The organism is Flagellimonas sp. ABD4_174, from assembly GCF_056160185.1.
Window position 1 is genome coordinate 1,020,001 of sequence record NZ_JBSWWP010000001.1, and the last position, 22,146, is coordinate 1,042,146.

Below are 22,146 nucleotides of genomic sequence, written 5' to 3' on the forward strand. Positions count from 1 at the left end.
CTGTGGTTTTACATTCAGGAAGATTGCCGGGGGACCGTTTTCATAAATCGGGGTAAATGCAGGGTCAAATTCATCGTTGTTATCACCGTCCGTAGCGTAAAGGATAAGATCAACGTCCAATTGTTTCGCTTTAAGCAGAGCGGTATAGATATTGGATCCCGTAGCCTGTAAAATAAGATGCACCGTTGGATATGCTTCACGGATGGCGGCCTCTGTTTTTTCTAAGAACATTTTAATTTGTTCACCGGCATATTCCGCAGGCATGCTTGCGGAAGTATCATAAAGTAATAGGATTTTGGGGGATATGGTATTTTGTTTCATCCAGGCCGATACAGGTTTGCCATTATCGGTAACGGAAAAGTTGTTTATGGAAAGACCTTCGACGATTGCCCCAGAAGCGTCCATGGGACTTAGTTCGAGCCGTACTTTTGGAAATGCTTGAGGCAGCAACTTAGCTTCAAAGCTGTGGATTTTTTCAATGGCACCTGCTTCTTCTGACTCTGGTAAACTAGATGGACTATAGGTTTCAAAAATCCGCTCACCTTCCATTGTGATAGGCTCTCCCATAACAGAGCGTTCCTCTGCAGTCCCATGTTCTTCATTTAGGCATTGGACAGCAAAACAGGGGGTAAAGTGGGCAATTTGGGACACGGTTTGGGTTGCTTGACCTGCTAAAGTCATATTGTTGAGAAATTGGACCTGTAATTGGTTTCCCAAAAGTTCGGACAACTTCCATGTTCCCGATAGCAATTCAGTTTCGTTCCAATGATCCAGAGCTCTACGGCAAGATAGGGTTAAGGTGACTTCCTCATTCTCAAAAGGTCTCATTTCTACGGCATCATAAAAATGATTTTCGGTGTTGGTGGGGTGTAGGTTTCCAAATGATACCTCTGGGTCAAATACATGTGCATACTTTTCTTCTTCCCCATCCTTAAAAGCGACCGAGGGAACGGCATCTGCATGAAACCTGAAGTTTACAATACTGTCCCGAATAAATTTTGGGTCGATTGTGTTTAGCAGTTTATTGGAGAGGTTATTGGCTTGTTCCAGCAGGTCGGGAATAACATCCACACCTCCCTGCGGAGCGGATATACCCAATGCCTTGTACCATTTTTTTATTTTACCTTCCGAGACAGGAGGATTAAATGCTGGCATGTATTTTCGGAAAACTATTGCTTTTGCCTCTTCCAATGAAATACTGGTTTCCTCCATGATCACGCGAGCTTCGTATCCAGCATCCACTAACATGTCCTTTAAAATCTCTGCTTTCTCCCTTGGGGTTGCCAAACCACAGCGCAGTGCCATTGCTGTTCCATAAATGGAGCCATAGGCCGCATGGTGCAGAAAATCGCTTTGCCAGGGTAAAACCTGAAAACTATCCCTTACGAAATCTGTCATGGCCTTGGGGTCTTTGGAGGCTACAAGAGTCTTGCGTCTGCCCATAAAATGGTCCGGGCTCTGTTCTAAGGCTTTTATCATATCTTGCCAGACTCCAAATGGCGGCCTACCCAAATCTTCACTACTGCAGCTTTGAAGTAGTAACGGAGACAAAAAAACTCCGGTTCCCCCTAAAACCAATTGTCTGAAAAATTCCCGCCGGGATCGATCGTCCAAACCTGTCGTGCCTTGATTTTTCATTTGTTATTGACGTTCTAATTCTCTCAGTTTTTCCAATTTTAATTCCTGTACTATTTGGTCAAGGGATTCCCTAGTGAGTTCGTTAAGTTTTATATCCACAGCAAATCTTTCGTTGTAGAACATGGATGCATTGAGTCTGTCCTCTTCCAAATAGGACACCTTGGCCTTTAAGCCGTTTATGGTTTCCGTTTTGGTACTTCCCCAAGCACCTTTGTCGTTAATATTTAATGTGCTCGAAGCTCTGTATGGAGCAACACCATTGGCACCCTTTTCACCGGCACCGTCTATGATCATGATCCGAATTCTTGTATTTCCCTGACTATAATTCGCCGTGCACGACCCAACACCAGGGAGTAGATTAATGGTAGATGATGTTAAGGGAAGTCCCAACATGGTCTCTGGCAACCAAGAGGCAAATTGTTCCTTGGTGAGAGGTGTTTTGTTCAAGAGGGAATTCTTGTTTTCTTCAAAAGATTTTGATGGTGTATTGGATACCACAGTCTGGGTGGGTTTTTGTTCTTGGTTTTTACGGTTGTTTGTGTTGCAGGCAACCAAACAAAACACCGTTTGGATAATGAGTACTGTTCTTATGGTCTTCATAATGGTTTTAGCTAAAAAAATATTGGAGATGTATTTTATCGGTTTTAGTTGCTGCATTTGTAAAGGTTGCTGAGTTTTGCGATTTCAACGGTCTTAGCAAGCATAAATTCTGGGGTGAACATTTTGCCTACAAAGTCTATCATAGCACCCTTATGATTTATCCCATTTATTCCATGTAAACCTAACTGTTGGTTAGCCTTTTGAAAAGTTTCAAAGAGTTCAAAATTGCCGTCTTCTTTCTTGAAGTCATCAAAGATGTACTCATGTTGAAGTCTTATTACGAGATCATAATAAATATTAACGGCATTATCTAATTCGTCTGGCCCAAGACTCATATCAGGATTGTTTTTTACAATTTTATCCCTTAATAATTCTTTCAATTTTTTTTCATCAATTTGTTGATTTAATCTAAAAATATCTTCTGCGTAAGACCCAAAAAAGTATATATAAATTTCTGCTTCATATCTAGTTATGATTTTTTTTTGTTCATTTTCATCTAAGCTTTCATCGGAAAGCCCATAAAATTCTGTGGGACAATAATTAATGGTGCCCCCGGTCAAGAGTAAGAGTCCCTCAATGCCCAACCACTCTTTTTTTTCGCAGGCATTGCCGGCCAATTCAACTCTTCGGTCTGCATAGGCCAATGCTTCGGCATAGGCGCCCATTACCTGCAGACATTTACCGGTATAGGACTCGTTTTCAAATTCTTTTAATGCTTGGCTTAGGTTTTCTATAAGTGCTTTAAAAGCTGGGTCATCGGTCTTCTTCAGTAATTTGTCGACCATTTGTCCCATGGATTGGTTGTCGGCTTGGGTTTCTGTTCCGCCTTGGGCTTCCTCTACAAAATCCATGGCGGTCTCCATTACATCGCCCATATCGAATTCTTGGGCTTGCAGATGGGAAGTGGATATGATTAGGAATACTATATAAAACACTATATTTTTCATACTAATATTTTTATGGGTTGGATGAGATATAATCCGCTTTTGCCAATACGAAGTCTTCTTGGATCAGTTCGGTGCATACCATGCTGAAATTGTCCTTTTTCTTTTTGGCCGACTCGAACTGCATTTCCATGAACATGGTATTGTTGCCAATGGGCAGGCCTGTTGTGGGTATGCTTTCTGCCTGTCCCATGCCTCCCAAGAATCCCACTGGGGTCTCATTGGTGAGCCAAATTTTTGAGATGCCTTCCTTGCTTGTGATTTGATACCCCTGACACGTATATCCGAGTATGGTTTTGTTCCCGATCGGCGTGACCTGCACGTTATCAGCGTTTGACTTTTGCTCCATTTTCTTGGCCATTTTTTCCATCATTTTTTTTCCTACGGGCATTTTCATGGCCGATTTACGTTCACCGTCATCCATGAACATCACCACCATTTTATTCTCCATGTCCATAATGGAAATGCTGTTCGTGGTTCCCTGCTCTTGCCAGTTGCCAAAATACCTTTGGTCCGGTTCCATCCAATACTGAATTTCGGTTTCGTCCTTACGCGTGGTTATTTTCATTGTGGCCTTATATGAAAAGGTGTAGATGTCAGGTACTCCATTCAGGTCCTTTCCCCCGAATAAACCGGCCATTTTTTGCTCCATCGCTTTGTTCTTGGCATCAGTTTGTTTTTTGGTAGGCGTATTTTTCTCTGTTTCACCAATGCTCTTAGGGGTCTTTTTGCCTTTTTTTCCTTGGGTAATGGAATCGATGGCGCGGTCCGTTCCTTTTGAGACTTCTTTGTCGGTGCGTTCCAAAACGGTGCGCTCTACAGCGTCTTTGGCTTTCTTCTTTAGTTTTTTAAAAAATTGGGCATTTGATTGACCCATGATTAAAAAACATATCAGTGTTGAAATAAGTGTTCTTGCTTTCATGGTTTGTTTATTTAATTGTGAATTTGTACATCATATTTTTTTCGTTGGCCATGGGTACTTCGGAAATCAGTACGTAGTTTCCCGGTGATAGGTCTGCATCAAAATATCCGTGTTTCCCAGAAGGCAGATTGTTCATTCCGCCCAAAAAAGTGAATCCCTTTGGGGCAGGGGTGCGCAATCCTCTTGGATTCATCCAGTTCATCCAATGTACCAGGGAATCCAATGATGCCGTTGTATCATATTTAACCAGATTAACATCATGTCCCAAAAAATGTTCATGAGTCGACTGGTCCCTAAATGTGACCTTGAATACCTGTTTGCCCTTTGGAATATTGTCTGCGACCAAGATGCCTGCTTTGCTTGAAATTTCAATAGCAACCGTTTCTATTGGTGGCGCCAGATCGGTGTTTGTTCCTGTGACGATAATTTCTTTGTACATACCGTGCGAAGTATGCCACGTGCCGTCGGCCATTTTCACATAACATTCCATTATATAAAGCCCAGGCTCAAGATAGATAGTACTTATTGCAGTTCTATTGGGTGAAATAAGGCCTGTGCCTCCCATATACTTAATTTCTTGGAACCATGCAGGCAGTTTTCCGAAAGCGGCAACCGCACTTTCCATATCATTATTCATTATAAGTTTCATTCCTTCTTCGAAAGGAGGCAGTACTTCGTTTTTGGTATTTCTGGCATTCTTTCCTTCGGGATATAGATCCATTAATATAAAGTGGACTTCAGTGGACTCGTTGGTGTATTTAAAAGTGTTCCAGCCCGAATTAAGGGTGTCTTTTACTATAAAGTCCATTCCAATGCTCTTTACATGGACCACACCAGGTTGAGTAACGGACCGTGATAGGTCGATACTTTTTTCTTTTTTGTCCATGTCCTTTTTTTGGCGTTTGCAGGATAGAAGGACAACTATCAAAGTCAGTAGGATGCATAGTGTTCTCATAACAAAGGCAATTCGGTTTTTTGTATATTGATAATCTGCATTGTTATTGGCCATACACGGGTCAAAACAGAATGGGAGAACTCTGATCAAAGCTAATCAGTGATCATCATTTTTAAAGGCTGTTGTTAGGCACTGAGGTATGGATTGTATTTTCTGTGGAAAGTATTATGTAGTTGGCAAAAAAAGTCTCAGAGCACTGAGGAATACCATAAAAAGCACCTTTCTATCGAACTATGTGCCCAATCCTACTGAATATGTAATGGTTACGATGAATGTTGCCTTATTGATTATCTTTATTAGGACTTAAGAATTCCAATAATGATCACGGCAATAATTGTAGATGATGAGTACAATGCAATAAAAAACCTGGCTTGGGAAATAGAGAGGTTTTGTGATGATGTAAAAGTACTCGATACTTTTACCGATCCCATGGAAGCTATTTCTGCAATAAACTATTTGAAACCAGACTGTGTTTTCTTGGATATTGAAATGCCGGAAATGGATGGTTTCGAGTTGTTGAACACCCTAAAATATCGGAATTTTGACCTTATTATAACCACTGCATACGATAATTATGCGATCAAGGCCTTTCGCCAGCATGCAATAGATTATCTTTTAAAACCGGTTGACTCCGACGATCTTAAAGAAGCAATAAAAAGGATAAGCGGCAACAAGGGGCAGAATATGTTGGGAGCAGAGCTCAAAAGTGTTTTTAACGAATGGGCAGATCAGAAATCAAAAAAAATGGCCTTGCCCATGGCAGGGAAAACACTGTATGTAGATCCTGCGGAAATTCTCTATTGTAGAGCGGACGGCAATTATACCGAAGTCTTTTTTGGAAATGGAAAAAAAGAGGTTTTGAGCAAACGAATCAAAGATTTCGAAAAAATGTTGGGCTCCAGTTTTTTTAGGGTGCATAATTCCTATTTGATACGGTTGAATGCCATTAAGGAATTTGTAAACCAAGACGGTCAATATTTGGTGTTGTGCGATGGTACTGATGTGCCCGTTTCGAGGTCTAAGAAGCATAAGCTAATGCAAGCTTTAAATGGGTAGTTTTCTTTTATTTGTGCATGGGTTAATGGATGTCCTCAATCATCCAAATGAGAACGGTATCACAATTTTTGTCATTGGGATTTTATTCATTTTAAGCGTTTACCACTTTTTACTTTACTTTCAGCACAAGGACAAAGCCTATTTGTATTATAGCCTATATACATTTATGATTTTCTTTGGATTGCTCAATAGATCAAAAGTTGGGTTTGTAATAGATCTCATTGAACCCATTAGGGGATTTATTGACCATCTTGAGCTTAATTTTATTTTAACCTATAATCTCATTTACATTGTATTTGCCTACGTTCTTTTAGATTTTAAAAAACACTTATATAAGTGGTATCACTTTTTCTATTGGACGGTGAGAATCATTTTTCTGTATGCTATTATTCTAGAATTACTCTATTTCATTACAGGGGACATGCAAATTTTAATGAAAGGACATCTGGCTTTTTCTGTCTTAACATACTTATCGGGTCTATTACTGTTTTACTCTTTATTTAAATTGAACTCTCCATTGCGATTCTATATTGTTATGGGAGGTTTTTTTTTATTAATGACTGCCTTAGCCGTTTCAATTATAAAACGAATTGGTCTTGCACCTGAAGAGCAAGAAGTACGGTATAGCATTTTTTATTTAGGTTTGGTAATAGAAAATATATTTTTCGCTCTTGCTTTGGGCTATAAGCAAAAGTTGATTTTGGATGAGCGTAATCGTTCACAAGAAAAACTAATTGCCCAATTTAGGGAGAACGAAGATTTAAGGTCGAAAGTGCAGGCGCAATTAGAGGGAAATGTGAAGGCTATGGAAATTAAGGCGGAAGCAGAGCGATTAAAGGGACTACAGACCCAATATGATAAAGAATTGGCCGAACTAAAACTATTGGCATTGAGGAGCCAGATGAATCCCCATTTCATCTTTAATTCTTTGAATTCCATTAAGCGCTATATTATAGATAACGATAAGGAAAAGGCTGTTTACTACATGAACAAGTTTGCCAAGTTGATTCGCAGGATTCTTGCCTCTACCATGAAAAAGGAGTCCAGTTTGACCGATGAACTGGAGACGATGGAACTCTATGTGAATATTGAAAACCTCAGGTTCAATAACGAAATTGAGTTCTCGATTACATGTGGGCCTGATATAAATCCAGCAGGCATCAAAATACCTTCCCTTCTTTTGCAACCCTTTTTGGAGAATGCGATTTGGCATGGCCTCTCTCCAAAAAAGAAAGATATGAAACTTGAGGTTTTCCTGTTCAAAAACAAAGAAAATGAAGTCCGGATAGAGATTATCGATAACGGTATCGGATTGCGAAAATCACGATATATAAAAGAAAGAAAGGTACATAAGAGTGATTCTGTAGGTATATCGTTGTCCAAGGAACGTTTGGAACATTTTTCTAAACAGTATCAAAGTAAGGGAGCCATTAACATCATAGATTTAGAAGAAACGAGCAAGGAATTGTCGGGTACACAAGTAGTAATCGACCTTCCTTATTTGTAAAGGGGTTTGCAATACGTAAAAACTCCCCAGTACATCCTGGAGAGTTTGTTTATTTAGTTGATCTATGTGTTCTTAAACCCTTGGAAGATCGCCCTCTCCCTTAAGTGGTAAGCCGGAGCTTCCCATTAAAAAGGTATCCACATGGTGGGCAGCTTCCCTACCTTCGGAAATGGCCCAAACAATCAAAGATTGGCCACGACGCTGATCCCCGGCAACAAATACGCCTGGCACATTGGTTTTGTAATTGGCCGCAGATGCTTTTATGTTGGTCCGTGGGTCAATTTCTAGCCCTAATTGATCGGCAATGGTAGTTTCGGAGCCGGTAAAACCTAACGCCAATAATACCAAATCACATTTCCATTCCTTTTCCGTTCCTTCAACTTCTTTGAGAGTGGGACGTTTTCCGGGTTGCTTGATCCACTCAACTTCTGCAGTGACCAAGCTAGTTAGTTTACCGGTCTTATCCGCATTAAACTTTTTTGTGGAAATACTGAATACACGTTCCGCACCCTCTTTGTGCGAGGTGCTGGTTCGCAATCGCATTGGCCAAAATGGCCATGGCTGACCTTCGGGACGGTCAACGGTGCCTTTTGGCATAATTTCAAAATTGATGACGTCTGTGGCGCCTTGTCGTATAGAAGTTCCAATACAATCGGAACCTGTGTCTCCACCACCAATTACGATTACTTTTTTGCCTTTGGCGGAAATATCTTCACCTTTAAACGGAATGCCATCGACCCTGCGATTGTTCTGTGGCAAAAAGTCCATGGCCTGCACCACTCCTTTAGCATCGGAACCGGGAATGGGCAAGTTTCTTCTCACTGTCGCTCCACCACAGAGCACCAAAGAATCATACTCTTGTTGTAGCTCTGTTGCTGTAATATCGACGCCAACATGAACGCCTGTTTTAAATTCGATACCTTCTTTTTCCATTACCTCCAAACGGCGATCGATAACATTTTTCTCCATCTTAAAGTCTGGGATTCCGTAACGGAGCAGTCCTCCGATTTTTTCATCGCGCTCAAAAACCGTAACCGTATGGCCTGCGCGGTTCAATTGTTGAGCTGCGGCCAATCCAGCTGGTCCAGATCCGATAACGGCCACTTTTTTACCAGTTCTTGTTAGTGGTGGTTTTGGTTGTATCCATCCGTTTTTAAAAGCGGTCTCCACAATGTTTTTTTCAATGTTCTCAATGGATACGGGCGGTTCGTTAATCCCAAGAACGCATGCTTCCTCGCAGGGTGCGGGGCATAGCCTTCCAGTAAACTCAGGAAAATTATTCGTGGAATGCAGGATTTCTGCAGCTTTTTGCCATTTTCCTTGATAAACAGCGTCGTTAAAATCCGGAATCAGATTCCCTAGTGGGCATCCACTGTGGCAAAACGGGATACCGCAGTCCATGCAGCGGGCTCCTTGGTCTTTTAGTTCGTTTTCCTTTAATGGTTTTGTAAACTCCTTATAGTTTTTGATACGCTCTTTCACAGGAACGTATGTTTCGTCCTTTCTGTCAAACTCCAAAAATCCTGTAATCTTTCCCATGTCTAAAATTATAAGGTTTGCATTTTTTCTTCTTCCAATCTAATAAGTGCTTGGCGGTATTCTTCTGGGAATACTTTAATGAATTTGGGAAGGCATTTTTCCCAATTTTCCAAAATTCGTTGCCCCAACGGGCTCAAAGTGGCATTATAGTGGTTTTCTATCAGGTCTTTTAATTGTTGAACGTCCTTATCCTCATCAACAGGAAGCAGGTTCAAATGGTCGCCGTTGCAGTTTCGGCTAAATGTATTATCGGGATCGTATACGTAGGCAATTCCGCCACTCATACCTGCTCCGAAATTTCTTCCTACGGAACCAAGTATAACGGCAACACCGCCCGTCATGTATTCACAACCGTGATCTCCAATACCTTCAACTACCGCTTGTGCACCGGAGTTTCGAACACAAAAACGTTCTCCGGCCTTACCGTTTATATATGCTTCACCAGATGTGGCCCCATAGAGTGTTACGTTACCGGTTATAATATTGTCCTCTGGTTTTATGGTTGATTTAAATGGCACCTTAATGACCAATTTGGCGCCCGAAAGCCCTTTTCCAAGGTAATCGTTGGTGTTTCCGTTAACTACCATGGTAAGGCCTTTTGTGGCAAAAGCGCCAAAACTCTGTCCGGCAGAGCCTGTGAAATTGAGTTTTAATGTATTTTCTGGCAATCCGTCTGCACCATATATTTTTGATATTTCGTTACTAATGATTGCTCCAACGGCCCTGTCCGTATTGCAGATCGGAAAATCCAAAGAGGTTTTTTCCTTTCTGAACAAAGCAGGGTGTGCCTTGCCGATAATTTCAAATTCTATGGATTTGTCTATATCATGATGCTGTTTTTCGGTGTTATGGAACTTAGTTCCTTCGGGCACATCCATCTGATAAAGAATTGGGGTAAGGTCTATACCAGCAGCTTTATAGTGTTCAATGGCTTTTTTTCTGTCCAGTTTTTGTACTTGTCCTACCATTTCATTCAAGGTTCTAAACCCTAGTTTTGCCATAATCTCTCGCAGTTCTTGCGCCACAAAGTACATGTAGTTCACCACATGTTCGGGTTTTCCCTTGAACTTTTTACGCAGTTCTGGATTTTGGGTGGCTATTCCCACAGGGCAAGTGTTCAAATGGCAGACCCGCATCATTACACATCCCGAGGCAACCAATGGTGCTGTTGCGAAGCCAAATTCTTCGGCCCCTAAAAGGCATGCAATGGCAACATCCCGGCCTGTTTTTAATTGCCCGTCGCATTCCAGGGTGACCCGATTTCTCAGGTCGTTCATTACCAATGTTTGTTGCGCTTCTGCAATGCCAAGCTCCCAAGGCAGGCCGGCATGTTTTAGAGAGGTCAGTGGCGATGCACCGGTGCCTCCATCAAAACCAGAGATTAAAATTACATCTGCCTTGGCTTTTGCGACACCTGCCGCTACGGTCCCCACGCCAACTTCTGAAACTAATTTTACATTTATTCTTGCTTCCCTGTTCGCAGATTTTAGATCATAGATCAGTTGAGACAAATCCTCTATGGAATAAATATCGTGATGGGGCGGTGGCGAGATCAACCCAACATACGGGGTTGAGTTTCTTGTTTTGGCAATGGCCGGGTTTACCTTAGGGCCGGGCAGTTGACCGCCTTCTCCTGGTTTTGCCCCTTGGGCCATTTTAATCTGGATTTCTTGCGCACTTGTCAAATAGTTGGAAGTTACCCCGAATCTTCCTGAGGCTACCTGTTTTATCGCACTGTTTTTCCAATCCCCGGTTTGACTTTTATAGAAACGAGCCGAATCCTCTCCTCCTTCACCTGAATTGCTCTTTCCTCCAATTCGGTTCATGGCAACCGCAAGATTTTCGTGGGCCTCCTTGCTGATACTACCGTAGGACATTGCTCCTGTTTTGAACCTTTTTACAATTTCTGTCCAAGGTTCAACCTCCTCAATGGGAATCGGGTCATAGTTCGAAAACTCGAACAGTCCACGGATGGTCATTAGGTGTTTGGATTGCTCATTTACCAATTTGGAATACTCTTTATAAGTTTCCGGCTCGTTATTGCGTACCGATTTTTGAAGCATGGCTACACTTAATGGATTGAACATGTGCTTTTCACCATTTCTTCTCCATCGATACTCTCCGCCGACCTCTATATCGAGATTGGCCGCTACTTCCTTAGATTGGAACGCCTTGTTATGGCGTTTGGTAATTTCTTTTTCAATTTCGTAAAGTCCTATTCCTTGGATACGGGTAGGGGTGTTGGGAAAATATTTGTCCACCACTTTCGTATTTATTCCAATGCATTCGAACAATTGGGATCCTCTGTAAGAATTCAAGGTGGAAATCCCTATTTTGTTCATCACCTTTAAGATACCTTTCCCTATCGCCTTATTGTAATTTTTGATGGCCTCGTCAAAAGTATAATCGGTGATATTGTTTTCTTCTATTTGTTCTCCAATTATCTCATTTACCAAATATGGGTTGATGGCGCTTGCCCCAAAACCGAACAACAAAGCAAAATGATGTACTTCTCTTGGTTCAGCAGATTCTATAATTATGCTCAATTTTGATCGCTTGCCCAATCTTACCAATCCGCTGTTTACAAAGGAACAGGCCAAAAGAGCGGGAATGGGGGCCATTTCCGTACTGATCATTCTATCGGATAGAATAATAATATTGGCTCCTTCGTCTATGGCATTGGTAGCTTGTTTAAGAATGGACTCCAATCCTTCCTCCAAGCCGTTGTGGCCCTTATTGATCTCGTACAGCATAGAGATCGAGACCACTTTGTAATCCGGGCTGGCATCGTAGTTCTTTATTTTATCCAGGTCTTCTTTTGAAATTACCGGGTTTTGAATTTTAAGCTTTCTACAGTGCAGTTCGGAAAATTCAAAAATATTATGGTCGCTGCCCAGTGTTAAACTTATGTCGGTGATCAATTCTTCTCGGATGCCGTCCAAAGGAGGGTTGGTGACCTGGGCGAACAATTGTTTAAAATAGTTGTAGATCAATTGTGGTCTCTCGGACAAAACAGCAATAGGCGTATCCGACCCCATGGAACCTATGGGCTCCTTGCCGTTTTGAGCCATGGGCATTATTATGGTATTGATGTCTTCTTGGGTATATCCAAAAGCAGTTCTTCTGGTTTGTAATGGAAATTCTCCAAAGAAAACAGGGCAGTCGTTATAAGGTATGTCCCTCAAATGGACCAGATTGTCCTTGAGCCATTTCTTATAAGGATGTTTTTTGGCAATGGCTTCTTTGATTTCCTCGTCGTTGATAATTCTGCCTTCCTCCATATTTACCAAGAACATTTTGCCCGGTTCCAATCTTCCATGGAATTCTATGTCCTCTGGTTCCAGTTCCACAACACCGGTTTCCGAAGACATGATCACATAACCCTGTTTGGTCACGGAATAGCGGGATGGTCGAAGACCGTTACGGTCCAAAACGGCACCAATGTAGTTGCCATCGGTAAAAGGTATGGATGCGGGTCCGTCCCAAGGTTCCATTAAGCAGGAGTTGTATTCGTAAAACGCTCTTTTAGATTCGGACATATCCGGGTTTTTTTCCCATGCTTCGGGTACGAGCATCATCATTACTTCCGGCAGTGAACGGCCGGTCATCAGCAATAATTCGACGACCATGTCCATGCTGGCCGAGTCGGACTTTGCAGGTAAGACCACGGGAAGGATATTTTTAATATCGTCCCCGAACCAATCGCTCTGCATAAGTTCCTCACGAGAACGCATGCGGGAGACATTGCCTCTTAGGGTATTGATTTCTCCATTGTGACACATATACCTAAATGGTTGTGCCAAATCCCACATTGGAAATGTGTTGGTGCTAAAACGTTGATGGACCAAAGCCAAACGGGTAACAACTCTCGGGTCCAATAGATCTTCGTAATATCTACTGATGTCCTTTGGTACCAAAAGCCCTTTAAATATGATGATCTTGGTGGAAAGGCTGGGTAGATAGAAAAAATCACTCTGAGAGAGTTTGCTATCGATAACCTTGTGTTCCGTTATTTTTCGGGCAATAAAAAGTTTAAGGTTAAACTGGAAATCGTCCGGGGCGTTTCCCTTTCCGATAAAAACCTGCATTACAAAAGGCTCGGTCTCTGCTGCAATTCGTCCAGGAACCGATCGGTTAACAGGTACACTTCTCCATCCCAATAGTTCAAGCCCTTGCTTTTTTATGTTCTCTTCGAGAACTTTTAAACAAAAGTCCCGTTGATTCTCTTTTTGAGGTAAAAACACGTTTCCAACGGCATAATCTCCTGCATCTGGCAATTCAAAATCACAAACATCCTGAAAAAAAGCATGGGGTATATCGATCAATATTCCAGCACCATCGCCTGTTTTTCCGTCGGAACTTACAGCTCCGCGGTGTTCCAGCTTATCCAAAATCTCAAGAGCCTTATGGATAATGTCGTTGGATCTTATTCCTTTTAGGCTGCAAATAAAACCGGCACCGCAGTTGTCGTGTTCAAATTCGGGAAGGTACAATCCTTGTTTTTTCAATCTCATTATTAACGAATTTTCTCAAAAATATCGAAAAAGATGAGAAAATATCAACAGAAATTGGATATCTATTGATAAAAATCAGTTTAAGAAGTGAAAGTGTGCAAAATGTGTAATATGGGAATATTTCTGTTCATAAATTATCATTCTGACAATTTAAGGGGCGTCCATATCTTTTATCCCTGTAAATTGAGGTGTCTAAAAGGGTAAATACTGCGCTATATGGGTATCTGCATTCAATTTAAAAGGGATGGGGGTAGGTAAAAATGGGGTGTATTTTTACACACCCCCTAAATGCAAGGGGGTGTGTAAGTATCAATCTTTTAAAATACTTCTGGAAATAACAATTTTTTGAATTTCGGAAGTACCTTCGTAAATCTGTGTTATTTTGGCGTCCCGCATTAATCGTTCTACATGATATTCTTTCACAAAGCCATTGCCTCCATAGATTTGTACGGCTTCTACGGCTGTTTCCATAGCAACTTCTGAAGCGTATAGTTTGGCCATGGCTCCGGACAAGGTATAATCATTGCCGGTATCCTTATCGCAGGCGGCTTGGTACACCAAGTGCCGCGCTGCTTGTATTTTAGTGTGCATATCCGCCAACTTGAATGCAATTGCTTGGTGGTTGGAAATTTCCGTTCCAAAAGCTTTTCGTTCCTTGGAATATTTTAATGCCAATTCGTATGCTCCGGCTGCTATTCCCAAGGCTTGGGCCGCAATACCTATTCTTCCACCGGCCAACGTCTTCATGGCAAACTTAAACCCAAAGCCATCTTCGCCTATACGGTTTTCTTTTGGGACTTTAACATCATTGAACATTAAGGAGTGGGTGTCGCTTCCGCGAATACCAAGTTTATTTTCTTTGGGGCCAACATCGAAGCCTTCGGCTCCTTTTTCAACAATCAATGCGTTTATCCCACGGTGCCCTTTCTCTCTGTCGGTTTGTGCGATAACCAAGTACACTTCGGCCTGGCTCCCGTTTGTGATCCAGTTTTTGGTTCCATTTAATAGGTAGTGATCACCTTTGTCCAATGCCGTCGTTTTTTGTGAAGTGGCATCGCTACCCGCTTCTGGTTCGGACAGGCAAAATGCACCGATAATTTCACCGGATGCCAATTTGGTAAGGTATTTTTCCTTCTGCTCTTCTGTTCCATAGGTTTCCAGGCCCCAGCAGACCAAAGAATTGTTTACAGATACCATTACCGAAGCAGAAGCATCGATTTTGGATAGTTCTTCCATTGCCAATACGTAGGATAAGGTGTCCAGTCCGCTTCCTCCATATTTTTCGTTGACCATCATTCCCAGAAATCCAAGTTCCCCCATTTTTCTTACTAGTTCGCTTGGAAATTTTTGGGCCTCATCGCGCTCAATAACTCCGGGTAAGAGCTCATTCTGGGCAAAATCTCTTGCCGCCTGTTGTATCATCAACTGTTCTTCGGAAAGTGTGAAATCCATAAAACTGAAAGATTTTTAAAAATTACATACAAATATAGTTTTAGAATATTAATTTTCTATGGAAAAGGATGAATAAATGAGAATGATTGAATTTTTAACGATTCTTTTATTTGTCATTATTTTCCTTTCACATATTTTTATATCCTTAAGATTATGCGGAAATATTCATTTTGAATATCTTTAGCAATTCAGATAACTACTCTAAAAAATTATTCCTTAATTAAACCAATCTTCACATGGAAACCCTTTTAGTTGTCATTTTTGTAATTGGATATTTGGCAATTACCCTAGAACATAATTTAAAAATAGATAAACTTATTCCGGCTTTGGCGATGATGGCCATTTTATGGGCCATGATGGCTTTTGGTATCGATGGTTTCAACACTTGGTTCGATTCCGGAAACCACGCTCTGCTCGAAAATTTCGGTGCTTTTGGCCACGAAGAGAAAATGGAGCTCATGGAGGAGACCTTGTTGCACCATCTTGGCAAGACCGCCGAAATTTTGGTATTCCTTATCGGTGCAATGACCATTGTGGAAATTATTGATTATTTTGATGGCTTCTCCACCATAAAATCTTTTGTGAAAACAAGGAGCAAAAAGAAGATTCTTTGGATTTTCTCCTTCTTGGCGTTTATACTTTCTGCGATTATCGATAACCTTACCGCAACTATCGTATTAATTTCGATTCTTCAAAAAATAGTTAAGGACAGGGAAGTAAGACTTTGGTACGCAGGTCTGATCATTATTGCAGCAAACGCAGGTGGGGCATGGTCTCCAATTGGTGATGTTACCACGACCATGTTATGGATCGGTGACAAAGTTTCTACCGCAATGTTGATCGAACATTTGTTGATTCCCTCTTTGGTATGTATGCTTATCCCTTCTTTTATTGCATCCTTCCTTCCCGCTTTCAAGGGGGAGATCGAGATGGAAGAAGATACCGGGGCAAAATCAAAGTTTGGACCTACCATGCTGTACTTAGGTCTGGCAGCTATTGTTTTTGTTCCGATTTTTAAAACCCTTACCCATTTGCCACCGTATGTGGGGATGATGTTGTCCTTGGCCGTGGTAGCAACGTTTGCCGAAATTTACAGCAATTCCAAAATTGCTATTTCGTCTGTGGATCATGAAAGTGATGCGGCAGCACACCATAGCCCGGTACATAGTGCATTGACCAAAATCGAATTGCCGAGTATACTTTTCTTTCTTGGTATTTTAATGGCGGTGGCCGCTTTGGAATCCCTGGGTCTGCTTTTCAATTTTGCGGAAGGTCTTAAACAGGGCATGCCATTGATGGGAACTGAGATGGCAGGTACTCAAGTATCGGATTTAGTGGTAATATTATTAGGTATAGGTTCTGCAATTATAGATAATGTACCGCTTGTTGCGGCAAGTTTGGGAATGTTCTCCGAGCCAATGGATGACCAGCTTTGGCATTTTATAGCTTACTCTGCCGGAACAGGGGGAAGTATGCTAATTATTGGCTCCGCTGCAGGGGTTGTGGCCATGGGAATGGAGAAAATAGATTTCTTCTGGTATCTTAAGAAAATATCTTGGTTGGCCTTTGTTGGATTTATCGCCGGAGCAATTTGTTACATGTTTATGCGATATTTGTTCTAAAAAATACTTTAGTTCAAAAATCTCCGTTATAATTGCAACTTAAATTGGGGATTTTATATGAATATTTTTCAAGAAGTAACGGAAGGCACTGAGGCAGCTGCTTCAACTTCCGAGGAAAAGACCTTGTCCGTAATCGATCTTATTGTAAATGGAGGCACAGGAAGCATCATAATTATTATGGTCCTTTTTGTGCTTCTTTTTGTAGCTATGTACATTTATTTTGAACGCATCTTTGCCATTAAGGCAGCGTCCAAAATAGATAAGAACTTCATGAACCAGATTCGCGACCACGTGATGAATGGTAAATTGGAGGCCGCAAAACTATTATGTGCCCAAACGGATTCTCCAGTGGCCCGCCTTACGGAAAAAGGTGTGTCCCGCATTGGAAAACCATTGGACGACATTAATACGGCCATAGAAAATGCTGGCACACTGGAGGTGTACAAGTTGGAAAAGAATGTTAGCGTGTTGGCCACAGTGGCCGGAGCGGCACCAATGATCGGGTTTTTGGGAACTGTAATCGGTATGATTTTGGCTTTCCACGAAATGGCAAGCAGTGGCGGGCAGGCCGAAATGGGTTCCTTGGCATCGGGCATCTATACTGCAATGACCACTACGGTGGCTGGACTTGTTGTTGGAATTATAGCTTACATCGGGTATAACCACCTTGTGAACAGGACAGATAAGGTTGTTCATCAGATGGAGGCCAATGCGGTAGAGTTCTTGGATCTTTTGAACGAACCTATATAAATCCTGGGCTATGAAACTGAAGGGAAGAAACAAAATTAGCCCTGAATTCAGCATGTCATCCATGACGGACATTGTGTTCCTGTTATTGGTGTTCTTTATGCTGACTTCCAATGCACCCAATGCATTGGATTTGCTATTGCCAAAGGCGAAGGGAAAATCGACGAACACTCAGAATGTTTCTGTTACCATTGATAAGGACCTGAAATATTTTGTAAACAACGAGCAAATCAACAAGGAATACATTGAAATTGAATTAAAAAAAGCACTAGAAGGTCAAGAAAAGCCAACAATTATCCTAAGGGCAGAAGAAAACGTCGCCATAAAAGAGGCGGTCAACGTTATGGACATTGCCAATAGGAACAGTTATAAGGTTATCTTGGCGGTGCGGCCTAAATAATGTCGTTCTTAGATACGAGACACAAGAAAAAATCTTTTACGCTTACCACTCTTTTGTTAAGCGCATTGCTGCTTTTGCTTTTTTATATTGGATTGACCTATCTCGACCCGCCCATTGAAAATGGAATTGCCGTTAATTTCGGTACCATGGAATATGGTAGTGGAGAGGTTCAACCTACAGAAAGGGTGAAGTCCGAACCCAGAGAAGTGGAGAGCCAACCGGAGCCACAGGAGTTTACTGAACCTGCCGAGCCGGAAGAGACCGTCGTTGAAGAAGCTCCTGTTGAAGAGGTGTTGACCAGCGATGATGCGGAAACCATTAAACTAAGGCAAGAGCAAGAGGCTAAACGCAAAGCGGAAGAAGAGGCTCAAAAAGCCAAGGCCGAAGCGGAGCGGATCGCCCGCGAAAAGAGAGAGGCCGAAGAACGGAAGCGCCAAGAACAAGAGGCCAAAAAGAAAAGTGTGGATGCCTTGATCGGCGGAATCGGAAAATCCGATGGTACGGCCACGGGCAGCGAAGGGGACGATGATCGTGCTGGAGACAAGGGCCAACCTGATGGTGATCCATATGCAACTTCCTATTATGGTTCTCCTGGAACCGGAACCGGAGGGTATGGTTTAAGTGGCAGGGCATTGGCCGATAATGGTAAAGTTCGTCAAGAATGTAATGAAGAGGGGCGTGTGGTAGTTCGTATTGTGGTAGATAGGTCGGGTAAAGTGATCAAGGCCGAACCAGGTGTTAAGGGAACAACGAACAATGCTCCCTGCCTTTTGGAGCCTGCCCGTAAAACTGCAATGCTTCACCGTTGGAACCCGGATTCCAATGCACCTGCACAACAAATAGGATTTGTGGTAGTCAACTTTAAATTAGGCCAATAGTGACTTATAAAGAAACGTTGGACTGGATGTTCGCCCAGCTTCCGATGTACCAGCAGAAAGGTGCTGCGGCCATGAACGCAAAATTGGATAACATAATCCACTTTTGTAGTGTACTGGGCCATCCCGAAAAAAAATTTAAAAGTATACATGTTGCCGGGACCAATGGTAAAGGTTCCAGTAGCCATATGTTGGCTTCAATACTACAGGAAGCTGGGTATAAAGTAGGACTTTATACATCCCCTCATCTTAAAGATTTTCGAGAGCGCATCAAAATAAATGGAGAGGTTACAAGTAAGGAATTTGTAAAAGGATTTATCTCACGGCACCAACCTTTTTTGGAATATCATAAACTCTCTTTTTTTGAAATGACAGTGGGTATGGCTTTTGATTACTTTGCCCAAGAACAAGTTGATATTGCCGTAATCGAGGTCGGATTGGGAGGCAGGTTGGATTCCACCAATATCATTACACCCGAAGTGTCCTTGATTACTAATATAGGTATGGATCATACCCAATTTTTGGGCGATACTTTGGAAAAGATAGCCTTGGAAAAGGCGGGTATCATTAAACCAAATGTGCCAGTAGTAATTAGTGAGACGCAACCAGAAACGAAAATGATTTTCACCCTTATTGCCCATCAGCTAAAATGCAGCATCGTTTTTGCCGATTCCGTGCCCAATGAGGGATATGAAACCGATCTGCTCGGTGAATATCAACATAAGAATATCAATGGGGTTGTAACAACCATTTGCCAATTGAAAGGTTTTGATGTCCCGGAACATGCAATAGTTGTTGGTCTTAAAAAAGTGGTGGCGAATACAGGACTTTTAGGTAGATGGCAGGTTTTACAGGAAGACCCAATAGTGGTTTGCGATACTGCGCATAACAAGGAAGGACTAAGTTTGGTGCTCCAACAAATCAAAAAACAAACCTATAAACAGCTTCACATTGTTCTTGGTTTTGTGAACGATAAGGATGTGAAATCTGTATTGGGACTATTTCCAAAGGATGCCAAGTACTATTTTGTAAGGCCCTCCATACCAAGAGGAATGGATGTAGGGGTTCTTTTCGAATTGGCAACTGAACAAGGGCTAACAGGTGAAAAATTTGCATCTGTAGAAGAGGGGCGCCAAAAGGCCTTGCAAATGGCCGAGGTGCAAGATATGGTATATATAGGGGGCAGTACCTTTGTGGTTGCAGAGGTAGTTTAGTTGGTTTTACAGTCCCAAATTGTTCAAAAAAGTGGACTTATAGCTTTCCCCGATAGGAATTCTCATATCATTTATTACAATTCGATTTCGTTGTATCGTTTTAATGCAACCTATGTTGACGACAAACGATTTGTGTGCCCTCACAAATTGATGGGAAGGAAGTTTGTCCAGGATTTCCTTAAAGCTCATTAAGGTAAGTATGGCTTTGTTGGTGTCTCGCACATGAATTTTTAGGTAATCCTTTAATCCTTGAATGTACTCAATATCATCCAAGTTTATTTTTATACTCTCGTACTCCGCTTTTACAAAAATATATCCGGGGTTAGTTGATTTGGATTCTCCGTGGGAAGGAAAAACATTGTCGTTTAAACTAACCGGAGATTTTCTGTATGCCAAAACTTCTTTTGCTCTTGAAATGGCTTTTATAAATCTATGGTAGGGGATAGGTTTTACCAAATAATCGATTGCGTTAAGATTGAAACCTTCAACGGCGTACTGTGAATATGCTGTGGTAAAAATAAACAGCGGGGTGTTGTCCAGTGAATTTATAAAATCTATTCCGTTTATTTGTGGCATTTCAATATCACAAAAGATCAGATCGATCTTTTTTTCCTTGATAACGGAGATGGCCTCCAATGGATTGGTAAAGGTTTCTTCCAGCTCAATAAAATCCATTTTTTGGCAATATTCTTTCAAAACGTCAATCGCCAAGGGCTCATCATCAATAATAATACATTTCATAACTGGGGATTTTTTAGACTTTTTACAGCTGCAATATTAAATCTACCAAATACATTTCTCCAGTATTGGTAATTTTAAGCTCGTGGGAGTTTGGATACAACAATTTTAAACGGTTCTTAATGTTCTCCAATCCAACACCAGAGTTTTTGTTGTGTCCTCTATGTGCACCTATTTTGTTTTCTACCTTAAAATGGATTGTTTTTTCTTCAATGAGAAGAATAATGTTTACATAGGTTCTACCTTTAAAGTCGGTCCCATATTTAAATGCATTTTCAATAAATGATATAAATAATAATGGGGGAACTTTTTTGCCTTTGTCCTCACCTGATATTTTCAGCTTAACATTGGCACTGTCCGATAGTCTTAATCTTTGTAACTGTACATAGTTCTTGATGTACTCCAATTCCTTGTTCAGCGGAACCATATCGTTATCCGCTTCATACAGCATGTACCTCATCAATTCGGAAAGGGAAATTATTGCATCGGATGTCCTATTTGAGTTTTTTACCGAAAGGGAGTAAATGGCATTTAGGGAGTTGAACAAAAAGTGGGGATTTAACTGGGTCTTCAAAAATTGAAGTTCCGAGCTTACTTTTTCATTTTCCACTTTTTTTCTCAAATCTTCGTTCTTTCTCCATTCTATATATAGGCGCAGTAACCCGCTAACTATGATCGGTGCGCTTAAATTGATCAAGGTAAAGATGTGTCCCATAAATCTCCATGGTCGTCCAGGACCTCTTAGGGGCAAAGATTGATTTATATCCGGTCTAGGGAAAAATGGTGGGTTGTTCGGTCTAGGCGTAAAACCCAAGTGCACGATCAGACCGGCCACTACGATTAAAGATATGCACGTTATTAGATAGATCAATGTCCTTTTTTTTAACAACAATTGAGGGACCAGAACAAAATAGTTGAAATAGAAAAGAACAATGGTAAGGACCAGGCGAATCGGTAAATTGGGAGGTAGTTGCCTTAATTGAAAGAAGAAAGGGAATAGAAAAAAGCCATAAACAAGGGCCCAAAGAAATAGATGGATAAAAAATAATCGAATATGTTTTTTTTCGTAGACCATTAGATAGTAGGACTAATCCAATTTAAAAAGGTTTAATTGTTTTAGTTCTTCTTTTTTAATAATGGGTTGTGTGCCGGCATTAATTTTATCCATCACCAATGTGGCGACCTTTAGTGCGTCTTTTGCTGATCGGAAAGGAACCTTGCCCTGAACGGAAGGCATAAACTCCTGCTGTACCAAAAGTTTTTCCCCGCTAAATATTTGATAACCAAAACCACCATCCACCTTAATGGCCTTTTTAGAAAGCACAGGAGCTTCATTTTTGGTTTTGCTTATAAGTTTGGTCGTACCAAAAAGCAAAAGCCCTAAAATCAACAAAACGGAAAATAAGTTCGGAATCTTTTTCAT

Annotated in this window: 18 protein-coding genes (1 of these 18 only partly in view); 7 read left to right on the forward strand and 11 right to left on the reverse strand. The window is 41.4% G+C overall.

Features of this window, described 5'->3' with window-relative positions:
• The 5 genes from ACXAFK_RS04395 to ACXAFK_RS04415 form a co-directional block, all read right to left on the reverse strand.
• On the reverse strand, positions 1 to 1,479 hold the 5' portion of the coding sequence (locus ACXAFK_RS04395) for a hypothetical protein (RefSeq protein ID WP_474956936.1). Its footprint begins 1,404 nt before the window's first position; the window shows 1,479 of its 2,883 coding nt (coding positions 1-1,479); it begins with the start codon at positions 1,477 to 1,479; its stop codon lies beyond the left edge, outside the window.
• A 162-nt stretch (positions 1,480 to 1,641) separates the two neighbouring features.
• Positions 1,642 to 2,295, reverse strand: coding sequence for a hypothetical protein (locus ACXAFK_RS04400; protein ID WP_474956937.1), 654 nt, complete (start codon positions 2,293 to 2,295; stop codon positions 1,642 to 1,644).
• The gene (locus ACXAFK_RS04405; RefSeq protein ID WP_474956938.1) at positions 2,283 to 3,185 is read right to left on the reverse strand and encodes a hypothetical protein; all 903 of its coding nucleotides are present in this window, start codon (positions 3,183 to 3,185) and stop codon (positions 2,283 to 2,285) included. The genes ACXAFK_RS04400 and ACXAFK_RS04405 overlap by 13 nt, the downstream gene beginning before the upstream one ends.
• 10 nt (positions 3,186 to 3,195) lie before the next feature.
• Positions 3,196 to 4,104: a DUF4412 domain-containing protein gene (locus tag ACXAFK_RS04410; RefSeq protein ID WP_474956939.1), complete on the reverse strand. Its 909-nt coding sequence runs from the start codon at positions 4,102 to 4,104 to the stop codon at positions 3,196 to 3,198.
• 7 nt (positions 4,105 to 4,111) lie between these two features.
• A complete protein-coding gene (locus tag ACXAFK_RS04415) occupies positions 4,112 to 4,990 on the reverse strand; it encodes a hypothetical protein (RefSeq protein WP_474956940.1) in 879 nt (292 codons plus the stop codon).
• Positions 4,991 to 5,377: 387 nt separating this feature from the next.
• Here ACXAFK_RS04415 and ACXAFK_RS04420 point away from each other — a divergent pair, with 387 nt between their 5' ends.
• Both ACXAFK_RS04420 and ACXAFK_RS04425 read left to right on the forward strand, forming a co-directional pair.
• Entirely contained in the window at positions 5,378 to 6,115 is a 738-nt protein-coding gene (locus tag ACXAFK_RS04420; protein WP_474956941.1) for a LytR/AlgR family response regulator transcription factor, read from the forward strand.
• Positions 6,116 to 6,140: 25 nt separating this feature from the next.
• The gene (locus ACXAFK_RS04425; RefSeq protein WP_474958150.1) at positions 6,141 to 7,622 is read left to right on the forward strand and encodes a sensor histidine kinase; all 1,482 of its coding nucleotides are present in this window, start codon (positions 6,141 to 6,143) and stop codon (positions 7,620 to 7,622) included.
• A gap of 72 nt (positions 7,623 to 7,694) precedes the next feature.
• Here ACXAFK_RS04425 and ACXAFK_RS04430 read toward each other — a convergent pair whose 3' ends face one another.
• The 3 genes from ACXAFK_RS04430 to ACXAFK_RS04440 all read right to left on the reverse strand — a co-directional run bounded on the left by ACXAFK_RS04430 (position 7,695) and on the right by ACXAFK_RS04440 (position 15,127).
• On the reverse strand, positions 7,695 to 9,161 hold the full coding sequence (locus ACXAFK_RS04430; protein ID WP_474956942.1) for a glutamate synthase subunit beta: 1,467 nt from the start codon (positions 9,159 to 9,161) through the stop codon (positions 7,695 to 7,697).
• 8 nt (positions 9,162 to 9,169) lie between these two features.
• Positions 9,170 to 13,675, reverse strand: coding sequence for a glutamate synthase large subunit (gene gltB / locus ACXAFK_RS04435; RefSeq protein ID WP_474956943.1), 4,506 nt, complete (start codon positions 13,673 to 13,675; stop codon positions 9,170 to 9,172).
• Positions 13,676 to 13,984: 309 nt separating this feature from the next.
• Positions 13,985 to 15,127 carry an acyl-CoA dehydrogenase gene (locus ACXAFK_RS04440; RefSeq protein WP_474956944.1) on the reverse strand — a complete coding sequence of 381 codons (1,143 nt, stop codon included), beginning with the start codon at positions 15,125 to 15,127 and terminating at the stop codon, positions 13,985 to 13,987.
• Between the two features lie 236 nt (positions 15,128 to 15,363).
• Between ACXAFK_RS04440 and nhaD the strand changes: the two genes are divergently transcribed.
• From nhaD to ACXAFK_RS04465, 5 genes are read left to right on the forward strand one after another with little or no spacing between them, the layout of a single operon-like run.
• A complete protein-coding gene (nhaD, locus tag ACXAFK_RS04445) occupies positions 15,364 to 16,749 on the forward strand; it encodes a sodium:proton antiporter NhaD (protein WP_293293786.1) in 1,386 nt (461 codons plus the stop codon).
• 57 nt (positions 16,750 to 16,806) lie between these two features.
• Positions 16,807 to 17,499, forward strand: coding sequence for a MotA/TolQ/ExbB proton channel family protein (locus ACXAFK_RS04450; RefSeq protein ID WP_474956945.1), 693 nt, complete (start codon positions 16,807 to 16,809; stop codon positions 17,497 to 17,499).
• A gap of 10 nt (positions 17,500 to 17,509) precedes the next feature.
• The gene (locus ACXAFK_RS04455; protein WP_014032087.1) at positions 17,510 to 17,896 is read left to right on the forward strand and encodes an ExbD/TolR family protein; all 387 of its coding nucleotides are present in this window, start codon (positions 17,510 to 17,512) and stop codon (positions 17,894 to 17,896) included.
• Positions 17,896 to 18,774, forward strand: coding sequence for a cell envelope integrity TolA family protein (locus tag ACXAFK_RS04460; protein ID WP_474956946.1), 879 nt, complete (start codon positions 17,896 to 17,898; stop codon positions 18,772 to 18,774). Before ACXAFK_RS04455 ends, ACXAFK_RS04460 begins: the two co-directional genes overlap by 1 nt.
• A complete protein-coding gene (locus ACXAFK_RS04465) occupies positions 18,774 to 19,985 on the forward strand; it encodes a bifunctional folylpolyglutamate synthase/dihydrofolate synthase (RefSeq protein WP_474956947.1) in 1,212 nt (403 codons plus the stop codon). The genes ACXAFK_RS04460 and ACXAFK_RS04465 overlap by 1 nt, the downstream gene beginning before the upstream one ends.
• 6 nt (positions 19,986 to 19,991) lie before the next feature.
• On the opposite strand, the gene ACXAFK_RS04470 is transcribed toward ACXAFK_RS04465, so the two are convergent.
• From ACXAFK_RS04470 to ACXAFK_RS04480, 3 genes are all read right to left on the reverse strand, one after another.
• Positions 19,992 to 20,726 (reverse strand): LytR/AlgR family response regulator transcription factor, encoded by a 735-nt coding sequence (locus ACXAFK_RS04470; RefSeq protein WP_252080577.1) that lies wholly within the window; start codon positions 20,724 to 20,726, stop codon positions 19,992 to 19,994.
• A gap of 22 nt (positions 20,727 to 20,748) precedes the next feature.
• A complete protein-coding gene (locus ACXAFK_RS04475; RefSeq protein ID WP_369884297.1) occupies positions 20,749 to 21,594 on the reverse strand; it encodes a sensor histidine kinase in 846 nt (281 codons plus the stop codon).
• Positions 21,595 to 21,810: 216 nt separating this feature from the next.
• Positions 21,811 to 22,146 carry a DUF4907 domain-containing protein gene (locus ACXAFK_RS04480; protein WP_474956948.1) on the reverse strand — a complete coding sequence of 112 codons (336 nt, stop codon included), beginning with the start codon at positions 22,144 to 22,146 and terminating at the stop codon, positions 21,811 to 21,813.

Coding starts and splice junctions, on each gene's coding strand:
- ACXAFK_RS04405 (WP_474956938.1), bottom strand. CDS start 3,185: ATGAAAAATATAGTGTTTTATATAGTATTCCTAATCATATCCACTTCC.
- ACXAFK_RS04460 (WP_474956946.1), top strand. CDS start 17,896: ATGTCGTTCTTAGATACGAGACACAAGAAAAAATCTTTTACGCTTACC.
- gltB (WP_474956943.1), bottom strand. CDS start 13,675: ATGAGATTGAAAAAACAAGGATTGTACCTTCCCGAATTTGAACACGAC.
- ACXAFK_RS04425 (WP_474958150.1), top strand. CDS start 6,141: ATGGATGTCCTCAATCATCCAAATGAGAACGGTATCACAATTTTTGTC.
- ACXAFK_RS04410 (WP_474956939.1), bottom strand. CDS start 4,104: ATGAAAGCAAGAACACTTATTTCAACACTGATATGTTTTTTAATCATG.
- ACXAFK_RS04455 (WP_014032087.1), top strand. CDS start 17,510: ATGAAACTGAAGGGAAGAAACAAAATTAGCCCTGAATTCAGCATGTCA.
- ACXAFK_RS04440 (WP_474956944.1), bottom strand. CDS start 15,127: ATGGATTTCACACTTTCCGAAGAACAGTTGATGATACAACAGGCGGCA.
- ACXAFK_RS04415 (WP_474956940.1), bottom strand. CDS start 4,990: ATGGACAAAAAAGAAAAAAGTATCGACCTATCACGGTCCGTTACTCAA.
- ACXAFK_RS04400 (WP_474956937.1), bottom strand. CDS start 2,295: ATGCAGCAACTAAAACCGATAAAATACATCTCCAATATTTTTTTAGCT.
- nhaD (WP_293293786.1), top strand. CDS start 15,364: ATGGAAACCCTTTTAGTTGTCATTTTTGTAATTGGATATTTGGCAATT.
- ACXAFK_RS04470 (WP_252080577.1), bottom strand. CDS start 20,726: ATGAAATGTATTATTATTGATGATGAGCCCTTGGCGATTGACGTTTTG.
- ACXAFK_RS04420 (WP_474956941.1), top strand. CDS start 5,378: ATGATCACGGCAATAATTGTAGATGATGAGTACAATGCAATAAAAAAC.
- ACXAFK_RS04480 (WP_474956948.1), bottom strand. CDS start 22,146: ATGAAAAAGATTCCGAACTTATTTTCCGTTTTGTTGATTTTAGGGCTT.
- ACXAFK_RS04450 (WP_474956945.1), top strand. CDS start 16,807: ATGAATATTTTTCAAGAAGTAACGGAAGGCACTGAGGCAGCTGCTTCA.
- ACXAFK_RS04430 (WP_474956942.1), bottom strand. CDS start 9,161: ATGGGAAAGATTACAGGATTTTTGGAGTTTGACAGAAAGGACGAAACA.